The 15148-nt window shown below is 64.5% G+C and carries 14 protein-coding genes; all 14 read right to left on the reverse strand.

Annotation, left to right across the window (positions count from 1 at the left end; all coding sequences use genetic code 11):
- Positions 1 to 147: 147 nt before the first annotated feature.
- Positions 148 to 1089, reverse strand: coding sequence for a glutathione S-transferase family protein (locus AC07X4_RS01105; RefSeq protein WP_494738973.1), 942 nt, complete (start codon positions 1087 to 1089; stop codon positions 148 to 150).
- A gap of 30 nt (positions 1090 to 1119) precedes the next feature.
- Positions 1120 to 2796, reverse strand: a complete 1677-nt coding sequence (locus tag AC07X4_RS01110) for an isovaleryl-CoA dehydrogenase (RefSeq protein ID WP_494738974.1) — start codon at positions 2794 to 2796, stop codon at positions 1120 to 1122.
- Between the two features lie 53 nt (positions 2797 to 2849).
- Positions 2850 to 3302 carry a GNAT family N-acetyltransferase gene (locus AC07X4_RS01115; RefSeq protein WP_494738975.1) on the reverse strand — a complete coding sequence of 151 codons (453 nt, stop codon included), beginning with the start codon at positions 3300 to 3302 and terminating at the stop codon, positions 2850 to 2852.
- The gene (locus AC07X4_RS01120; RefSeq protein WP_494738976.1) at positions 3302 to 4318 is read right to left on the reverse strand and encodes an NADP-dependent oxidoreductase; all 1017 of its coding nucleotides are present in this window, start codon (positions 4316 to 4318) and stop codon (positions 3302 to 3304) included. Before AC07X4_RS01120 ends, AC07X4_RS01115 begins: the two co-directional genes overlap by 1 nt.
- 114 nt (positions 4319 to 4432) lie before the next feature.
- Complete coding sequence (locus AC07X4_RS01125; RefSeq protein ID WP_056063497.1) at positions 4433 to 4864, reverse strand: PaaI family thioesterase; 432 nt, start codon at positions 4862 to 4864, stop codon at positions 4433 to 4435.
- 153 nt (positions 4865 to 5017) lie between these two features.
- Entirely contained in the window at positions 5018 to 5809 is a 792-nt protein-coding gene (locus tag AC07X4_RS01130; protein ID WP_056063500.1) for an SDR family oxidoreductase, read from the reverse strand.
- Positions 5810 to 5992: 183 nt separating this feature from the next.
- Positions 5993 to 6202, reverse strand: coding sequence for a hypothetical protein (locus AC07X4_RS01135; protein ID WP_494738977.1), 210 nt, complete (start codon positions 6200 to 6202; stop codon positions 5993 to 5995).
- Positions 6202 to 8070: an acyl-CoA dehydrogenase gene (locus AC07X4_RS01140; protein ID WP_494738978.1), complete on the reverse strand. Its 1869-nt coding sequence runs from the start codon at positions 8068 to 8070 to the stop codon at positions 6202 to 6204. The genes AC07X4_RS01135 and AC07X4_RS01140 overlap by 1 nt, the downstream gene beginning before the upstream one ends.
- A 115-nt stretch (positions 8071 to 8185) precedes the next feature.
- The gene (locus AC07X4_RS01145; RefSeq protein ID WP_494738979.1) at positions 8186 to 8686 is read right to left on the reverse strand and encodes a PaaI family thioesterase; all 501 of its coding nucleotides are present in this window, start codon (positions 8684 to 8686) and stop codon (positions 8186 to 8188) included.
- A gap of 3 nt (positions 8687 to 8689) precedes the next feature.
- Positions 8690 to 9865 (reverse strand): acetyl-CoA C-acyltransferase, encoded by a 1176-nt coding sequence (locus tag AC07X4_RS01150; RefSeq protein WP_056063507.1) that lies wholly within the window; start codon positions 9863 to 9865, stop codon positions 8690 to 8692.
- 40 nt (positions 9866 to 9905) lie between these two features.
- Positions 9906 to 12005, reverse strand: a complete 2100-nt coding sequence (locus tag AC07X4_RS01155; RefSeq protein ID WP_121942754.1) for a 3-hydroxyacyl-CoA dehydrogenase NAD-binding domain-containing protein — start codon at positions 12003 to 12005, stop codon at positions 9906 to 9908.
- A gap of 333 nt (positions 12006 to 12338) precedes the next feature.
- Positions 12339 to 13034 (reverse strand): ABC transporter ATP-binding protein, encoded by a 696-nt coding sequence (locus AC07X4_RS01160; RefSeq protein ID WP_494738980.1) that lies wholly within the window; start codon positions 13032 to 13034, stop codon positions 12339 to 12341.
- A 1-nt stretch (position 13035) separates the two neighbouring features.
- Positions 13036 to 13821: an ABC transporter ATP-binding protein gene (locus tag AC07X4_RS01165; protein ID WP_015014388.1), complete on the reverse strand. Its 786-nt coding sequence runs from the start codon at positions 13819 to 13821 to the stop codon at positions 13036 to 13038.
- 2 nt (positions 13822 to 13823) lie between these two features.
- A complete protein-coding gene (locus tag AC07X4_RS01170) occupies positions 13824 to 15146 on the reverse strand; it encodes a branched-chain amino acid ABC transporter permease (protein WP_056746259.1) in 1323 nt (440 codons plus the stop codon).
- Positions 15147 to 15148: the final 2 nt, after the last annotated feature.

Here is a 15148-nt window from a genome sequence, read left to right on the forward strand (position 1 = left end):
GTTTTTTGTCTCCTAGGGGTTATCGATGGATGATGGGGTGCGGTCGTGAAACACGGGGCGGCTCTGATGCCGACACATAGCTTCGACCAACGCCGCCCGAACGCGCAGAGCGCATCGGGCGCAATGCGATCAAAAGGCTGCCGTTTTTCAGGACGCCGACGTCACCGGCCGCAGCACGTAGCCGATGCGGGGGAAGTGAACGTGCACCGTGCCCGCGCGCGGATCGGTACGGCGCAGCGTGTAACGGGTGCGGGTCGCGGCAATCAGCTCACCTTCCGTGGGCTCGGTGCCAAAGCTCTCGGCGGCAATCGTGACCTGGCTGCCGAGCGGGATGCCGTGCTCGTCCTGGAACACATCGTCGGTCAGCGGCAGCGGCTCCATGCCCGCGGCCACGGTGATGGCGTCGGCAGCACTGAACTTCTCCATGCGGCCGTGGCCCAGCGCAGCGATGCGGTCCATCCACTCCAGCACGGCGGGTGTGGCGGCAAAGATGTCGGCCATCACGGGCACACACTGGCGCGTGAACCACAGCGGGTGGTAGGCCGCAAAGTCGGCCAGGCAAGGCTCGGCGCCGAACAGGAAGTCGTGTTCCTCGGCCATGTGCGCAATGCGCCGCAGGTACGAGCGGTAGGCGGCCGTGGCATCGGCCGGTCGCAGGCGCTGCATGCCCGCGCTCATCTCGCGGCGGTCTTCGCCAAACACTTGCGCGGCCGCCGGCGGCAGGTTGGCAAACAACACGGCGGCGCCCTTGGGCTGCAGGTTGTAGGCCATGGCAGCCCAGAACAGCGTGGTGTCGGCCCACTGCGCAAACACGCGCGACACGCCTTTGAGGTGCGGCGGATACAGCACGGGTTCGGGATGCTCATGCTCCAGCACATCGCAGATCAGGGCCGAGTCGCAATAGATATCGGCGCCGATCTGCAAGAACGGCGTCTTGCGATACCCGCCGGTCAGCGCCACCACATCGGGCTTGGGCATGACGCTGGGGATGATGACGGACTTCCAGGCCAGCTGCTTGAAGCCGAGCACCGCACGGATCTTTTCGGAAAACGGGGACGAGGGGTAGTGGTGCAGGATGAGGTGGGACATGGGTTTCTCCGCAAAATTCTGTGGGATGGCTCAGGCTGGAAGTGCACGGTCCAAGATGGCGTCAAGGTTGACACCCGCGCCCAGCGTGCCAAAGCTGTAGCCCCAGTCACCGGAGAGGCGCGAGTCGCAAAACGCGCGGAACACTGTGCCGGGCGCACTGCGCAGCAACAGGGCCGCCTGCACTGCCAACGCTACATCCTGGGCGAGTCGCCGGGCCTCGGCCTCGGTGGTCATGGCGTCTACACGCAGGGGCAGTGCACCGGCCAGACGGTCCAGCGCCGGGTGGGCGCCGCGTGCGGGTGCCAGTTCGGCGTCCAGCGCGGCAGCGGTGTCGGCGCGGCGCACGGCGCGCATCAAATCCAGCGCCATGATGTTGCCCGCGCCTTCCCAGATGGAGTTGAGCGGCATCTCGCGGTAGATACGAGCCATCACGCCCTCGCCGCCCTCCTCCACATAGCCGTTGCCGCCCAGGCATTCCATGGCCTCTTGCGCAAACACGCTGCCGCGCTTGCACACCCAGAACTTGGCGACGGGCGTGAGCAGGCGGGCCATCACGGCTTCGTGCTCACTGGTGGCCTTCTTGTCGAAGGCGCTGGCCAGGCGGATTGACAGTGCGGTGGCGGCTTCGCTCTCCAGCGCCAAATCGGCCAGCACATTGCGCATCAGTGGCTGTTCAATCAGCTTCTTGCCAAAGGCCGAGCGCTGGCGCGTGTGGTGCAGCGCAATGCTGAGCGCCTGCCGCATGAGGCCGCTGGTGCCCAGCGCGCAGTCCAGCCGCGTCATGGTGCCCATCTCCAGGATCTGCGCCACACCCCGGCCCTCTTCGCCCACGCGCCAGGCCATCGCGCCGATGAACTCGACCTCGGAGCTGGCATTGGCGTGGTTGCCCAGCTTGTCTTTCAGGCGCTGGATGCGAATGGTGTTGACCGCACCTTCGCCGCCATCGGGCAACACACGCGGCAGGAAGAAGCAGGTGAGCCCGCCGGGCGCCTGCGCCAGGATCAGGAAGGCATCGCACATGGGCGCCGAGAAAAACCATTTGTGGCCGGTGATGCGGTAGCGCGCGCCCCAGGCATCGTCGCCGTCGTGGACAGCCTGTGTGGTGTTGGCACGCACGTCCGATCCGCCCTGCTTCTCGGTCATGCCCATGCCCATGGTGAGCGCGGATTTCTGCGAGAACAGCGCCAGGCGCGGGTCGTACTGCGTGCTTGCCAAACCCTTGCTCCAGTCCGCCCATACGGCTGAATTGCCTCGCAGTGCCGGGGTCACGGCGTAGCTCATCGACACGGGGCACAGCACCGAGGGCTCGGCCTCGGTGAACAGCATGAAGCCCGCCGCGCGCTCCACATGCGCATGACCCGTGTCCTGGCGCGACCAGGGCGTGGCATGCAGGCCGTGGCGCAGCGCGGCGCCCATCAGCGCGTGGTAGCTGGGGTGGAACTCCACCACATCCGTGCGGTGGCCAAAGCGGTCGTGCGTGCGCAGCTGGGGCTTGTGGGTGTTGGCCAGGCGCGCGTGGGTCAGCATCTCGGCCGAGCCCATCTCGGCGCCCAGCGCGGTGAGGCCCTCCACACCCAGGCCAGGTGCATGCAAGCTCAGCGCGTCCTGCAGCGGCTGGTTGGTGGTGAACAGGTTCACATCCGCCCACGGCGTGCTCTGGTTGAAGACGTCATGGGTACGCGCCAGGGTGGCGGTGGGCAAGGTCATGTCGGCTCCTTCACGGGTGGGCTGTGTGAATGGTCGAAGGGGCTGCGGCTGTGTCAGCCCGCCTTTCGCAGCATTTCAATGTGCGGGATATCGTCTTCCAGGTATTCATCGGAGACCGCCTCAAAACCCAGGCTGCCGTAGAAGCCCCGCAGGTGCGCCTGCGCACTGATGCGGATGCCCCGGTCCGGCCACGCCTGGCTGCAGCGGGCAATGCCCTCTTGCATCAGCGCCCGGCCTGTGCCGTTGCCGCGCGCCTCCTTGGCGATGACCACGCGGCCAATGGAGGGCTCGGGGTAGTTCACGCCCGGGTCCACCACGCGCAGACAGGCTTGCAGCGCACCCGCCTCGTCGTAGCCCAGCAGGTGGTAGGACTTTTTGTCCGCTTCGTCCGGGTCCTGGTAGGGGCCCTGCTCCAGGATGAACACCTTGCAGCGCAGGGCCAGGGCGTCATGCAGCGCATGCACGCCCAGGCCATCGAAGCGGGCCCAGGTCCACTTCAGCATCATCAGATCAGCTTGACCAGTTGCTTGCCAAAGTTCTTGCCCTTGAGCAGGCCCAGGAAGGCCTCGGGCGCGGCGGCAATGCCTTGGGCAATGGTTTCGCGCGGGCGCAGCTTGCCGGTGCCGACCAGCGTGCCCAGCTCCTTGAGGGCATCAGGCCAGACTTCCATGTGCTCGCTGACGATGAAACCTTCGACCTTCATGCGGTTGATGAGCATGAGCGCGGGGTTGGCCATGGGCAGCGGTGCGCCGTCGTAGCCGGCGATCATGCCGCACAGGGCGATGCGGCTGAAGGCGTTCATGCGCAGCATGACGGCGTCCATGATCCAGCCGCCCACGTTCTCGAAGTAGCCGTCGATACCGTTGGGGCAGGCTTCTTTCAGCGCCTTGGACATGGCGCGCACGTCGCTGTGTTCCTTGTAGTCGATGCAGGCGTCAAAGCCCAGCTCTTCCACCGCGTACTTGCACTTGTCGGCACCACCTGCAATGCCCACCGCGCGGCAGCCGCGGGCCTTGGCCAATGCGGCAAAGGCGCTGCCCACGGCGCCCGTAGCGGCACTCACCACCACGGTGTCGCCTTCCTTGGGCGCAATGATCTTGACCAGGCCGTACCAGGCCGTCACGCCGGGCATGCCCACCGCGCCCAGGTAGTGCGACAGCGGCACATGGGTGGTGTCCACCTTGCGCAGCGCGCCTGGCTGGTCGGCATTGACCACGCTGTATTCCTGCCAGCCGCCCATGCCCACCACCTTGTCGCCCACGGCGTACTTGGGGTGCTTACTCTCGGCCACCTCGCCCACGGTGCCGCCGATCATCACTTCGCCCAGCGCCTGCGATGCGGCGTAGCTCTTGCTCTCGTTCATACGGCCGCGCATGTAGGGGTCCAGGCTCAGGTAGTGGTGGCGCACCAGCACCTGGCCGTCCTGCAGCGGGGGCGTGTCGGTGGCGACCAGCTTGAAGTTGCTGGCCACCGCTTCGCCCTGGGGGCGGTTGTCGAGAACGATTTGTTGGTTGCGTGGCATGGAAAGCTCCTTCAGAAAATTCAATACTATGTTTTTGATAGCTGCCAGCGCATTTATTCATTGCGCTTGCAGGCAAAAAGGCTTCAAAACCTGCTGACGACCTCGCCCACCCACTCAGTCGGTGGAGATGACCTTGAGGTCATTCACATTGCGCCCGTCCACCGGCAGGCGCTTGACGTACTTGAACGTGCCGGTGGCATGGCAGCACACCTTGCCCTGGGCGTCGTACACCGTGCCCTCAGTGAACGCCATGGTGGCCGTGCGGTGAATCAGCCGCCCCTTGGCCACCAGCGGCCCGCGTGCGGGCTGCATGAAGCTGGTCTTCATTTCGATGGTGACCACACCCATGTCCGGCGTCACGCTGCGCGCGGCCGTGGCCATGGTCACGTCCAGCAGCGTCATCGACGCGCCACCGTGGGTGACGGCAAACGAGTTCAGGTGCTCAGGCTTGGCTTCGTAACGCAGCTCGGACTCGCCGTCCTCCATGCGGTGCAGCGTGAAGCCGAGGTGGCTGACAAAAGGGATTTCGACACCGAAACTGATCAAGTTTTTTTCCTTTGGAAACGTAGGTCGCAACTGGCGCGGCACAGGCGAGGGACGCAGAGCAAGGGCCGCCCCGCAGCGATTGCGTCGTCCCCTTTCCCGACCGCGCAGTGATTCGAGAGAAGGGGAAAGCGGCGCAACCGCTCAGGGGGATGCTCACCCTCCAGTAACGATACTCACCCCGCCATCCACCGCCAGCCACTGGCCGGTGATGTGCTTGCCCGCATCCGACGCATACAGCGCGCACAGGCCCTTCAGGTCTTCATCATCGCCCAGGCGGCCCAGCGGGGCGTGCGCGGCCAGCGCCTCTTCGCCCATGGCCTTGAGCGTGCCCACCGTCATCTTGCTCGGGAAGAAGCCCGGGCAGATCGCGTTGACGCGGATGTTGTACGCGCCCCATTCGGCCGCCAGCGCCCGCGTGAAGTTGATCACCGCGCCCTTGGAGGTGTTGTAAGCGATGGTGTTCATGCCCTTGGGGTTGCCGCCCAGGCCCGCGATGGACGCGACGTTGATGATGCTGCCGCTGCGGCGGCCGATCATGCTGTGCTTGGCGATGTGCTGGCTCAGGATGAAGTACCCACGCACGTTGAGGTTCATCACCTTGTCCCAGGCCTCCACAGGGTGGTCTTCAGCCGGAGAGCCCCAGGCCGCGCCTGCGTTGTTGACCAGGATGTCCACATGGCCCAGGCGCTGCAAGGTCTCGTCGGCAAGGCGGCGGATGTCCTCTTCCTTGGCGCAGTCGGCGGCAATCCAGCGCGCGTCGATGCCTGCGGCTTGCAGGTCGGCCGTGGCTTCTTCCAGGTCAGATGCCTTGCGCGAGCTGAGCACGATCTTGGCGCCCGCCTCGCCCAGCGCGTGGGCCAGTTGCAAGCCCAGGCCGCGCGAGCCGCCGGTCACCAGGGCGGTCTTGCCCGTCAGGTCAAACAGTTGTTGGATGGTGCGTGTCATGTGAATGTCTCCTTGGATTTTTGCCAGTCGATGGATGTTCTCGGACCACAGCCCGGCGCTGGAATGCGCCAGCCAGGGGGTGGAATACAGGCAGCCATTGTGCGGCGCCAGAAGGCTGCATTGTGTCGCCGCCGCGTCCGCTCCGCAGTGGGCCAGCCAGGTGGCTGCCGCGGTGCCGCAGCGTCAGCCCTGGGGGTCGGGCTTGAGCCGCGCACGCACGGCGATCAGCACCACGCCCACTGCCGCCACCACGCCCCCACCCACCATCAGTACCCAGCCGGTGGATGCGTCGGTGCGCGCAGTGGCAATGCCCAGCACCAGCGTGAGCAGGCCGCCGTAGATCAGCACCCAGATGAGCTTTTGCAAGCGCTGCAACGTGCTCGGAGCCGCCATCAGAACGCCTCTTCGGGAAAGCTGGCGCAGCTCGCGTCGCGTGTGCTGACCACTTGCAGCCAGGCGCCGATCTTGGGCAGCTCGTAATGGAAGAAGAAGCGCATGGCGCCCATGCGGCCCACGCTGGCGGGCTGCGCCAGCGCGGCATCGGCCGCCAGCGTGGCCAGTGCCACGTCCAGCCACACCCAGGCCAGCACCGTGTGGCCGAAGGCCTGCATGTACGGTACGGCGTTGGCCAGCGCATCGGCCGGTTGCCCCGTGGCCCAGGCGGCTTTGGTGGCGGTGCCCACGTCCTGCAGCGCCTTGCCCAGCGCGTTGGCGTGGGCAGCGAGTGCAGGCACCTGGATGGCGCGCTCGATGGTGGCGTTGATGCGCCCGGCCAGCAGCTGCAGGCCCCGGCCGCCTTCCATCAGCACCTTGCGGCCCAGCAGGTCCATGGCCTGGATGCCGTGGGTGCCTTCGTGGATCATGTTCAGGCGGTTGTCGCGCCAGTACTGCTCCACCGGAAAGTCGCGCGTGTAGCCGTAGCCGCCGTGGATCTGGATGGCCAGGCTGTTGGCCTCCAGGCACCATTCGCTGGGCCAGCTCTTGGCGATGGGGGTAAGCACCTCCAGCAGCAGGCGGGCTTCGTCGGCCGCAGCGGCATCGCCCGTGTGTTGCTCGTCCACCAGCCGCGCGCAGAACAGGTTGAGCGCGAGCGCGCCCTCGCCATACGACTTTTGCGCCAGCAGCATGCGTTTGACGTCCGCGTGCTCCACGATGCGCACCTGGGGCTGGGCTGCGTCCTTGACCACGGCAGCCGCGCCGTCCTTGGGGCCCTGCACGGGCCGGCCCTGGGGTCGGTTCTTGGCGTAGTCCAGGCTGGCGTAGTAGCCGGCCAGGCCCAGCATGGTGGCGGCCATGCCGATGCCAATGCGCGCCTCGTTCATCATGTGGAACATGCAGTGCAGGCCCTTGCCGGGCTGGCCGACCAGGTAACCCACCGCGCCTGCCTGGCCATCCACGGGGTACTTGCCCTCGCCAAAGTTCAGCAGCGTGTTGGTGGTGCCGCGCCAGCCCAGCTTGTGGTTCAGGCCCGCCAGCGCCACGTCGTTGCGCACGCCGGTCAACTGGCCATTGGTATCCACGAGCTTCTTGGGCACGATGAACAGCGAGATGCCCTTGGTGCCCGGCACCAGCTTGCCGTCTGGCCCCGGGATCTTGGCCAGCACCAGGTGCACGATGTTTTCGGTCAGCTCATGGTCGCCCGAGCTGATCCACATCTTGTTGCCCTTGAGGCGGTAGCGCGGGCCCAGCGGGTCGCTTTCAAAACCCTCCCCATCCGGCACGGCGCGCGTGGCGACATCCGACAAGGACGAGCCCGCCTGCGGCTCCGACAGGCACATGGTGCCCGACCAGCGGCCGTTGAATTCGTTGAGCGCAAACACCTGCTTTTGCAGGTCGGTGCCATGCACCATGAGCAGGTTGGCGTTGCCCGAGGTCAGCAGGTTGGAGCCAATGCTGATCGACGCGGCCGCAAAAAAGCTGTTGGCCGCCGCCTCCACCGTGTAGGGCAGCTGCATGCCGCCAATGTCGTAGTCCTGCGCAGCGCTCAGCAGGCCCGATTCTGCATAGGCGCGCCGTGCTTCGTAGGTGGCCTGCGGCAGCACCACACGCAGCGTGCCGTCGGGCTCGGTCTCGGTGCGGGGCTCTTCAGTGTCCACCACGCGGTTGAAGGGCGCGTACTTCTCGCGTGCGATGCGCTCGGAGGTGTCGAGCACGGCATCGAAGGTTTCGCGGGAATGGTCTGCAAAGCGCTCGCGGGCTTGCAGCTTCTCGGCGTCCAGCCACTGGTAGAGCAGGAAATCGACGGTGGGACGTAGGCTCATGGCATTTCAGGATTAAAACGGCCGCAGGCGCAGATAAATCATGCGCCCGCAGCTATCAAATAAGGAGTAAACGGCCCAGGAGTGAGGAGAAACATGCTCCCATCCCTTGCCACCATCAGGCGCCCGCAGGGGCCGGCGCTGCGCCATCGCGCGGTGGCAGTGCGGCAATGGTGCCTTGCGCCACGGCGCACAGCTTTTCGGTGCCCGCCTGCACCACAAACACATCGCAGCGGCACACGGCCTGCGCGCGGCCATGGTGCACCGCCTGCGCACGGGCGATGAGCAGTTCGCCCACCGCAGGCCGCAGGTAGTTGATCTTGAACTCGGACGTCACCACGGGCACCCGCATGGCGGTGCCCCCGGCGTACGTGAGGGCGTTGTCGGCCACATAACTCAGCACGCCCCCGTGCACAAAACCATGCTGTTGCAGCAGCTGGGGCGTGACGGGCAGGTGCAGCTCGCACTGCCCGGGCGACAAGGCATGCAGCCGCGCCCCCACCAGGATGCTGAACGGCTGCGATGCCAGTACCTCACGCCCCATGGCCAGGAAGACCTCGGGCGACACCACGACATCGGGGATGCCGGTGCGCGGTGGCGAGGAGGCCTGCCCGGACATGGTTTACAGCACCTCGAAAATGCCCGCAGCGCCCATGCCGCCGCCGATGCACATCGTCACGCACACTTTCTTGGCGCCACGGCGCTTGCCTTCGATGAGGGCGTGGCCTGTGAGGCGCTGGCCCGACACACCGTAGGGGTGGCCCAGGGCGATGGCGCCGCCGTTCACGTTCAGACGGTCCGCCGGGATGCCCAGCTTGTCGCGGCAGTACAGCACCTGCACGGCGAAGGCTTCGTTCAGCTCCCACAGGTCAATGTCCTGCACCGTGAGGCCCAGCTTCTTCAGCACCTTGGGCACGGCAAACACAGGGCCGATGCCCATTTCGTCAGGCTCGCAACCGGCCACCGCAAAGCCGAGGAACCGGCCCAAGGGCTTGAGGCCCTTCTTGCTGGCGTACTCTTCGCTGGTGATCACGCAGGCACCGGCGCCGTCAGAGAATTGGCTGGCATTGCCGGCCGAGATCAGGCCACCGGGCAGTGCCGACCGCAGGCCACTGATGGCCTCCACCGTCGTGCCTTCGCGTGTGCCTTCGTCCTTGCTCACCGTCACTTGCTTGGTGATCAGGCCCAGCGTCTTGTCAGCCACACCGGCCGTCACGGTGATGGGGGCGATTTCTGCATCAAACAAGCCGTTGGCCTGAGCGGCGCAGGCCTTTTGCTGGCTGCCTGCACCGTACTCGTCCATGGCTTCGCGGCCGATGTTGTAGCGCTTGGCCACCTGCTCGGCGGTCTGCAGCATGCTCCAGTAGATCTCGGGCTTTTGCTTGGCCAGAGCCAGGTCCTGGATCATGTGCAGGTTCATCTCCTGCTGCACGCAGGAGATGCTTTCAACACCACCGGCCACGAACACATCGGCTTCGCCTGCGATGATGCGCTGGGCGGCCATGGCAATGGTCTGCAGGCCCGAAGAGCAAAAGCGGTTGACCGTGACGCCGGAAGCGGTGATGGGCAGACCGGCCTTCAAGGCGATCTGGCGCGCGATGTTGCTGCCGGTGGCGCCTTCAGGCGTGGCGCAACCCATGATGACGTCGTCCACGTCAGCGCCATCAATGCCGGCGCGCAACACGGCGTGCTGCACGGCATGGCCGCCCAGGGTGGCGCCATGCGTCATGTTGAACGAACCCTTCCAGCTCTTGGCGAGCGGCGTGCGGGCGGTGGAAACAATCACTGCGGAGGTCATGTGAATTCCTTTGATTCTGTAGATGGGTGCACGCGGCTATTTACTGGAAGGCCTTGCCTTCGGCGGCCAGCTTGGCCAGCAGCGGAGCGGGCTTCCAGAACGCTGCGTCATCCAGCGGGTTCTTGGCAAAACGGTCCATGGCCTGCACCACGTTGAACAGACCCACTTCGCTGGCGTAGTGCATGGGGCCGCCACGGTGGATGGGGAAGCCGTAGCCGGTCAGGTACACCATGTCGATGTCGCCGGACTTGCTGGCAATGCCGTCTTCCAGGATGTGCGCGCCTTCGTTGACCAGTGCGAACACCAGGCGCTGCACGATTTCTTCGTCCGAAATCTTGCGCGGCGTGATGCCCAGCTCCTTGCGGTGGTCTTCGATCATCTTGTTGACCAGGTCGCTCGGGATCGCGTCGCGCTTGCCGGCCTGGTAGTCGTACCAGCCTGCGCCGGTCTTCTGGCCGAAGCGGCCCAGTTCACACAGCTTGTCGGCCGTGCGGCTGTACTTCATGTCGGCGCGCTCGACGGAGCGGCGCTTGCGGATGGCCCAGCCAATGTCGTTACCCGCCAAGTCGCCCATGCGGAACGGGCCCATGGCAAAGCCAAACTTTTCGATGGCCTTGTCCACCTGCTGGGGAGTGCAGCCTTCGTCCAGCAGGAAGCCAGCCTGGCGGCTGTACTGCTCGATCATGCGGTTGCCGATGAAACCATCGCACACGCCCGAGACCACGGAAGTCTTCTTGATCTTCTTGCCGATGGCCATCACGGTGGCCAGCACATCCTTGGCGGTCTCCTTGCCACGCACCACTTCCAGCAGCTTCATCACGTTGGCAGGGCTGAAGAAGTGCATGCCCACCACGTCCTGCGGACGCTTGGTAAACGCTGCGATCTTGTCCACGTCAAGCGTGGAGGTGTTGGAGGCCAGGATGGCGCCGGGCTTGGCCACAGCGTCGAGTTGCTTGAACACAGCTTCCTTGACGCCCATCTCCTCGAACACGGCTTCGATGATGAGGTCGCAGTCCTTGAAGTCGTCGTAGCTCAGCGTGGTGCTCAGCAGGGCCATGCGCTGCTCGTACTTGTCCTGCTTAAGCTTGCCCTTCTTGACCTGGGCTTCGTAGTTCTTCTTGATCGTGGCCACGCCACGGTCCAGGGCTTCCTGCTTCATCTCCAGGATCTTGACGGGGATGCCCGCGTTCAGGAAGTTCATGGAAATGCCGCCACCCATGGTGCCCGCGCCAATCACGCCCACCAGCTTGATGTCGCGCTTGGGGGTGTCGGAGGCCACATCAGGGATCTTGCTCGCCGCACGCTCAGCCATGAACAAATGGCGCAGTGCACGCGACTCGGGCGTCCACATCAGGTTGATGAAGATCTCGCGCTCGACCAGCATGCCTTCGGCGAACTTCTTCTTGGTGGCGGCTTCAACAGCGTCCACGCACTTGGCGGGTGCGGGGAAGTTCTTGGCCATGCCCTTGACCATGTTGCGCGCGAACTGGAAGTACGCATCGCCTTCGGGGTGCTTGCAGGGGAAATTGCGCACCAGGGGCAGCGGGCGGGCATCGGCCACGCTTTGCGCGAATGCCAGGGCTTCTGCCGCCAGCGACTCGGCCGACGCGGCCATCTTGTCAAACAGCTTCTGGCCGGGCACGGCGCCAATCATTTCACTCTTGACGGGCTCGCCGCTCACGATGAGGTTGAGCGCCGCTTCAACACCAATCACGCGTGGCAGGCGCTGCGTACCGCCTGCGCCGGGGATCAGGCCCAGCTTGACTTCTGGCAGTGCAATCGAGCAGCCAGGCGCCGCAATGCGGTAGTGGCAACCCAGGGCCAGCTCCAGCCCGCCGCCCATGGCCACGCTGTGCATGGCAGCCACGACGGGCTTGGCCGAGTTTTCAATGGCGGCAATCACCGACAGCAGGTTGGGTTCTTGCAGGGACTTGTCGGTGCCGAACTCCTTGATGTCGGCGCCGCCAGAGAACGCACCACCGGCACCGGTGATCACGATGGACGTGACCGCTGCATCGGCATTGGCACGGCCAAGGCCGTCCACGATGCCCTGGCGGGTCGCCAGACCGAGTCCGTTGACGGGAGGGTTGGCCATGGTGATCACGGCAACGGAGCCGTGGACTTTGTATTCAGCGGTCATGGTGCTGTTGTTCCTTGGAAAGTGAAAAAGAACGATCGTGCGTTTTTATTGTAGAGACTTCAAACCCATTTGGCGTGTCAATTTGTCCCGGGCGGGACAAGGGGGTTTCAGACATTCCCTGAAGAGCACACTCCGACAGGCAAAAAAAAGAGGCACCACCGAAGACAGGGCACCTCTGCAGATCGACATGGGAGCAGCTTCTCAGGCTTCACCATGACCTCAGTCGGTGAAACTGGCGCGTCGCAGGCCAGCGCCCCCGCGCAAGGGCCGCCCCGCCGCGCTGGGGGCGTCCCCCCAATGGGGGGAAGGCGCCGCCAGGCGACTCAGGGGGCTTCACACCTCAAGCCATTCCTTGCGGATGTAGTTGTCGGCCCGCAGGCTGTCCGGTGTGCCCTGGAACACGATCGAGCCATGCCCCATGACCAGCGCGCGGTCCGAGATCTTCATGGCAATGGTCAGCTTCTGCTCGATCAACAGCACCGAGATGCCGCGCGACTTGATGGTCTGCAGGTACTGCCCCACCAGCTCGACGATCTTGGGTGCCAGACCCTCGGTGGGCTCGTCGATGATGACGAGGTCCGGGTCACCCATGAGCGTGCGGCACAGGGTCAACATCTGCTGCTCGCCGCCCGACATCACGCCCGCCTCGGTGTGCTGGCGCTCCTTGAGTCGGGGGAACATCTCGTACATATCGTCAAACGACCAGCGGCTGTTCTTGCCACTGCCCTTTTGGCCGAGCATCAGGTTCTGGTGCACGGTGAGGTTGGGGAACACATCGCGGCTTTCGGGCACATAACCCACCCCCAGGTGGGCGATCTCGTAGGCCTTCCTGCCATTGAGGTCCTGCCCCTTCCAGTTGAGTGTGCCCTCCCAGTCCACCAGACCCATGATGGCCTTGGCGGTGGTGGAGCGGCCCGAACCGTTGCGCCCCAGCAGGGCCACGATTTCACCGGGTTGCACATCAAAGGTCACGCCATGCAGCACATGGCTCTTGCCGTAATAGGCGTGGAGATTTTCGATTTTCAGCATGTCAGTGTCCCGCCCCTTGCTCGTCCGCAACGACCGAGCCCAGATAGGCCTCTTGCACGCGCTGGTTGGCGCGCACCTTGTCAGGCGTGTCAAAGGCAATCACCTCGCCATACACCACCACAGCGATCTTGTCGGCCAGGCCGAACACCACGCCCATGTCGTGCTCCACCGTCAACAGCGTGCGGCCTTCGGTCACTTCCTTGATGAGGTGGATGAAGCGTGAGGTCTCGGTCTTGCTCATGCCGGCCGTCGGTTCGTCCAGCAGGATCACATTGGCACCGCCCGCGATGGTGATGCCAATCTCCAGCGCGCGCTGCTCAGCGTAGGTCAGGTTCATCGCCAGCGTGTCGCGCTTCTTGTCGAGCTTGATCATCTCCATGAGCTGCTTGGCGCGCTCGTTGGCATCGTGCAGGTTCGACAGGAAGCGCAGGAACGTGTACTTGTAGCCCATGCTCCACAGCACGCCGCACCGCAGGTTTTCGAACACCGACAGCTTGGGAAAGATGTTGGTGATCTGGAAGCTGCGCGAGAGCCCGCGCCGGTTGATCTCGTACGGTGCCATGCCGTTGATGCGCTGGCCATTCAGGATCACATCGCCGCTGGTGGGCGCAAAGCGCCCGCTGATCAGATTGAACAGCGTGGACTTGCCCGCGCCGTTGGGGCCGATGATGGCCACGCGCTCACCGGGCGCGACGGCCAAGTTGGCGCCGCGGATGATCTCGGTCTTGCCAAAACTCTTGCGCAGGTCGCGCAGTTCGAGCGCATAGGTTGCGTTGTCAGCCGCCATGGTTACAAAGCCTCCCCGCGCTTGATTTCATGTTCTATTTCTTCCTGGATCCTGCTCCACTGGCGCACAAATTGGCGGCGGCAGAGTTCAAACAGGGCAAAGCCCGTCACCATCACAAACACCGCGCCAAACCAGCTGGTAAAGCCCTTGGCGTTGAGCGTGGCGCCGAGGAAGGTCAACTCTGGCCCCAGTGCGGCATTGAGCTGCAGGTGGTAGGTCATCTCGATCATGCAGGCCGCGCCCATCACACCCACCAGGGCAGTACCGCCCAGCGCAAGGTAAGAGGTCCACAGCTGGCGGAGCTTGCCGAACTTGGCCAGGCGCAGGTTCATCATGATCAGGCTGGCCACGCCACCGGGCGCATACATCACCATGAACAGGAACACCAGGCCCAGATACAGCAGCCAGGCCTTGGACAGCTCGGACAGCAGCACCGACGCCAGCACCAGCAGCACGGCACCAATGATGGGGCCGAAGAAGAAGGTGGCACCGCCCAGGAAGGTGAACAGCAGGTAGCCACCCGAACGCACCACGTTCAGGCTGTCAGCACCCGTCACGATCTCGAAGTTGATGGTGGCCAGACCACCACCAATGCCGGCAAAGAAGCCCGCAATGATGAAGGCGAAGTAGCGCACCCGCTGCGTGTTGTAGCCAATGAACTCCACACGCTCGGGGTTGTCGCGCACTGCGTTCAGGATGCGGCCCAGCGGTGTGCCGGTGAAGGCAAACATCGCCGCAGTGCACACGAAGCAGTACACGGCGATCAGGTAGTACACCTGAATGGCAGGACCGAAGGTGATGCCGAAGAACGACTGGCCATACACGCGGTCGGTGGTGATGCCGCCTTCGCCCCCGAAGAACTCGGGGAACATCAGCGCCATCGAAGCCACCAGCTCGCCAATGCCCAGCGTGATCATGGCGAACGTGGTGCCCGACTTCTTGGTCGTGACAAAGCCCAGCAAGATGGCAAAGAAGGCCCCGGCCAGCCCGCCCACGATGGGGATCAGCACTAGCGGAATGCTGAAGCTGCCTTTGCTTGCCATGTTCATGGCGTGGATGGCTATGAACGAACCCAAACCGGTGTACACGGCATGGCCGAAGCTCAGCATGCCGCCCTGCCCCAACAACATGTTGTAGGACAGGCAGATGATGATGAGGTAGCCGATCTGCGAGAGCATGGTCAGCGCCAGGCTGCTGCGAAACAGCATGGGCGCCACGATCAGTGCTGCGGCAAACAGCGTCCAGATCACAAAGCGCCCGACGTTCCAGGGCTTGAACCGGTAGTGCGACGTGGCACTGGAGACAGGATGAGTGGTTGAATTCATGG

Source organism: Acidovorax sp. GW460-11-11-14-LB4, assembly GCF_059423685.1.

Coding starts and splice junctions, on each gene's coding strand:
- AC07X4_RS01135 (WP_494738977.1), bottom strand. CDS start 6,202: ATGGCGGCTCCGAGCACGTTGCAGCGCTTGCAAAAGCTCATCTGGGTG.
- AC07X4_RS01160 (WP_494738980.1), bottom strand. CDS start 13,034: ATGCTGAAAATCGAAAATCTCCACGCCTATTACGGCAAGAGCCATGTG.
- AC07X4_RS01130 (WP_056063500.1), bottom strand. CDS start 5,809: ATGACACGCACCATCCAACAACTGTTTGACCTGACGGGCAAGACCGCC.
- AC07X4_RS01155 (WP_121942754.1), bottom strand. CDS start 12,005: ATGACCGCTGAATACAAAGTCCACGGCTCCGTTGCCGTGATCACCATG.
- AC07X4_RS01105 (WP_494738973.1), bottom strand. CDS start 1,089: ATGTCCCACCTCATCCTGCACCACTACCCCTCGTCCCCGTTTTCCGAA.
- AC07X4_RS01115 (WP_494738975.1), bottom strand. CDS start 3,302: ATGATGCTGAAGTGGACCTGGGCCCGCTTCGATGGCCTGGGCGTGCAT.
- AC07X4_RS01165 (WP_015014388.1), bottom strand. CDS start 13,821: ATGGCGGCTGACAACGCAACCTATGCGCTCGAACTGCGCGACCTGCGC.
- AC07X4_RS01140 (WP_494738978.1), bottom strand. CDS start 8,070: ATGAGCCTACGTCCCACCGTCGATTTCCTGCTCTACCAGTGGCTGGAC.
- AC07X4_RS01145 (WP_494738979.1), bottom strand. CDS start 8,686: ATGTCCGGGCAGGCCTCCTCGCCACCGCGCACCGGCATCCCCGATGTC.
- AC07X4_RS01110 (WP_494738974.1), bottom strand. CDS start 2,796: ATGACCTTGCCCACCGCCACCCTGGCGCGTACCCATGACGTCTTCAAC.
- AC07X4_RS01150 (WP_056063507.1), bottom strand. CDS start 9,865: ATGACCTCCGCAGTGATTGTTTCCACCGCCCGCACGCCGCTCGCCAAG.
- AC07X4_RS01170 (WP_056746259.1), bottom strand. CDS start 15,146: ATGAATTCAACCACTCATCCTGTCTCCAGTGCCACGTCGCACTACCGG.
- AC07X4_RS01120 (WP_494738976.1), bottom strand. CDS start 4,318: ATGCCACGCAACCAACAAATCGTTCTCGACAACCGCCCCCAGGGCGAA.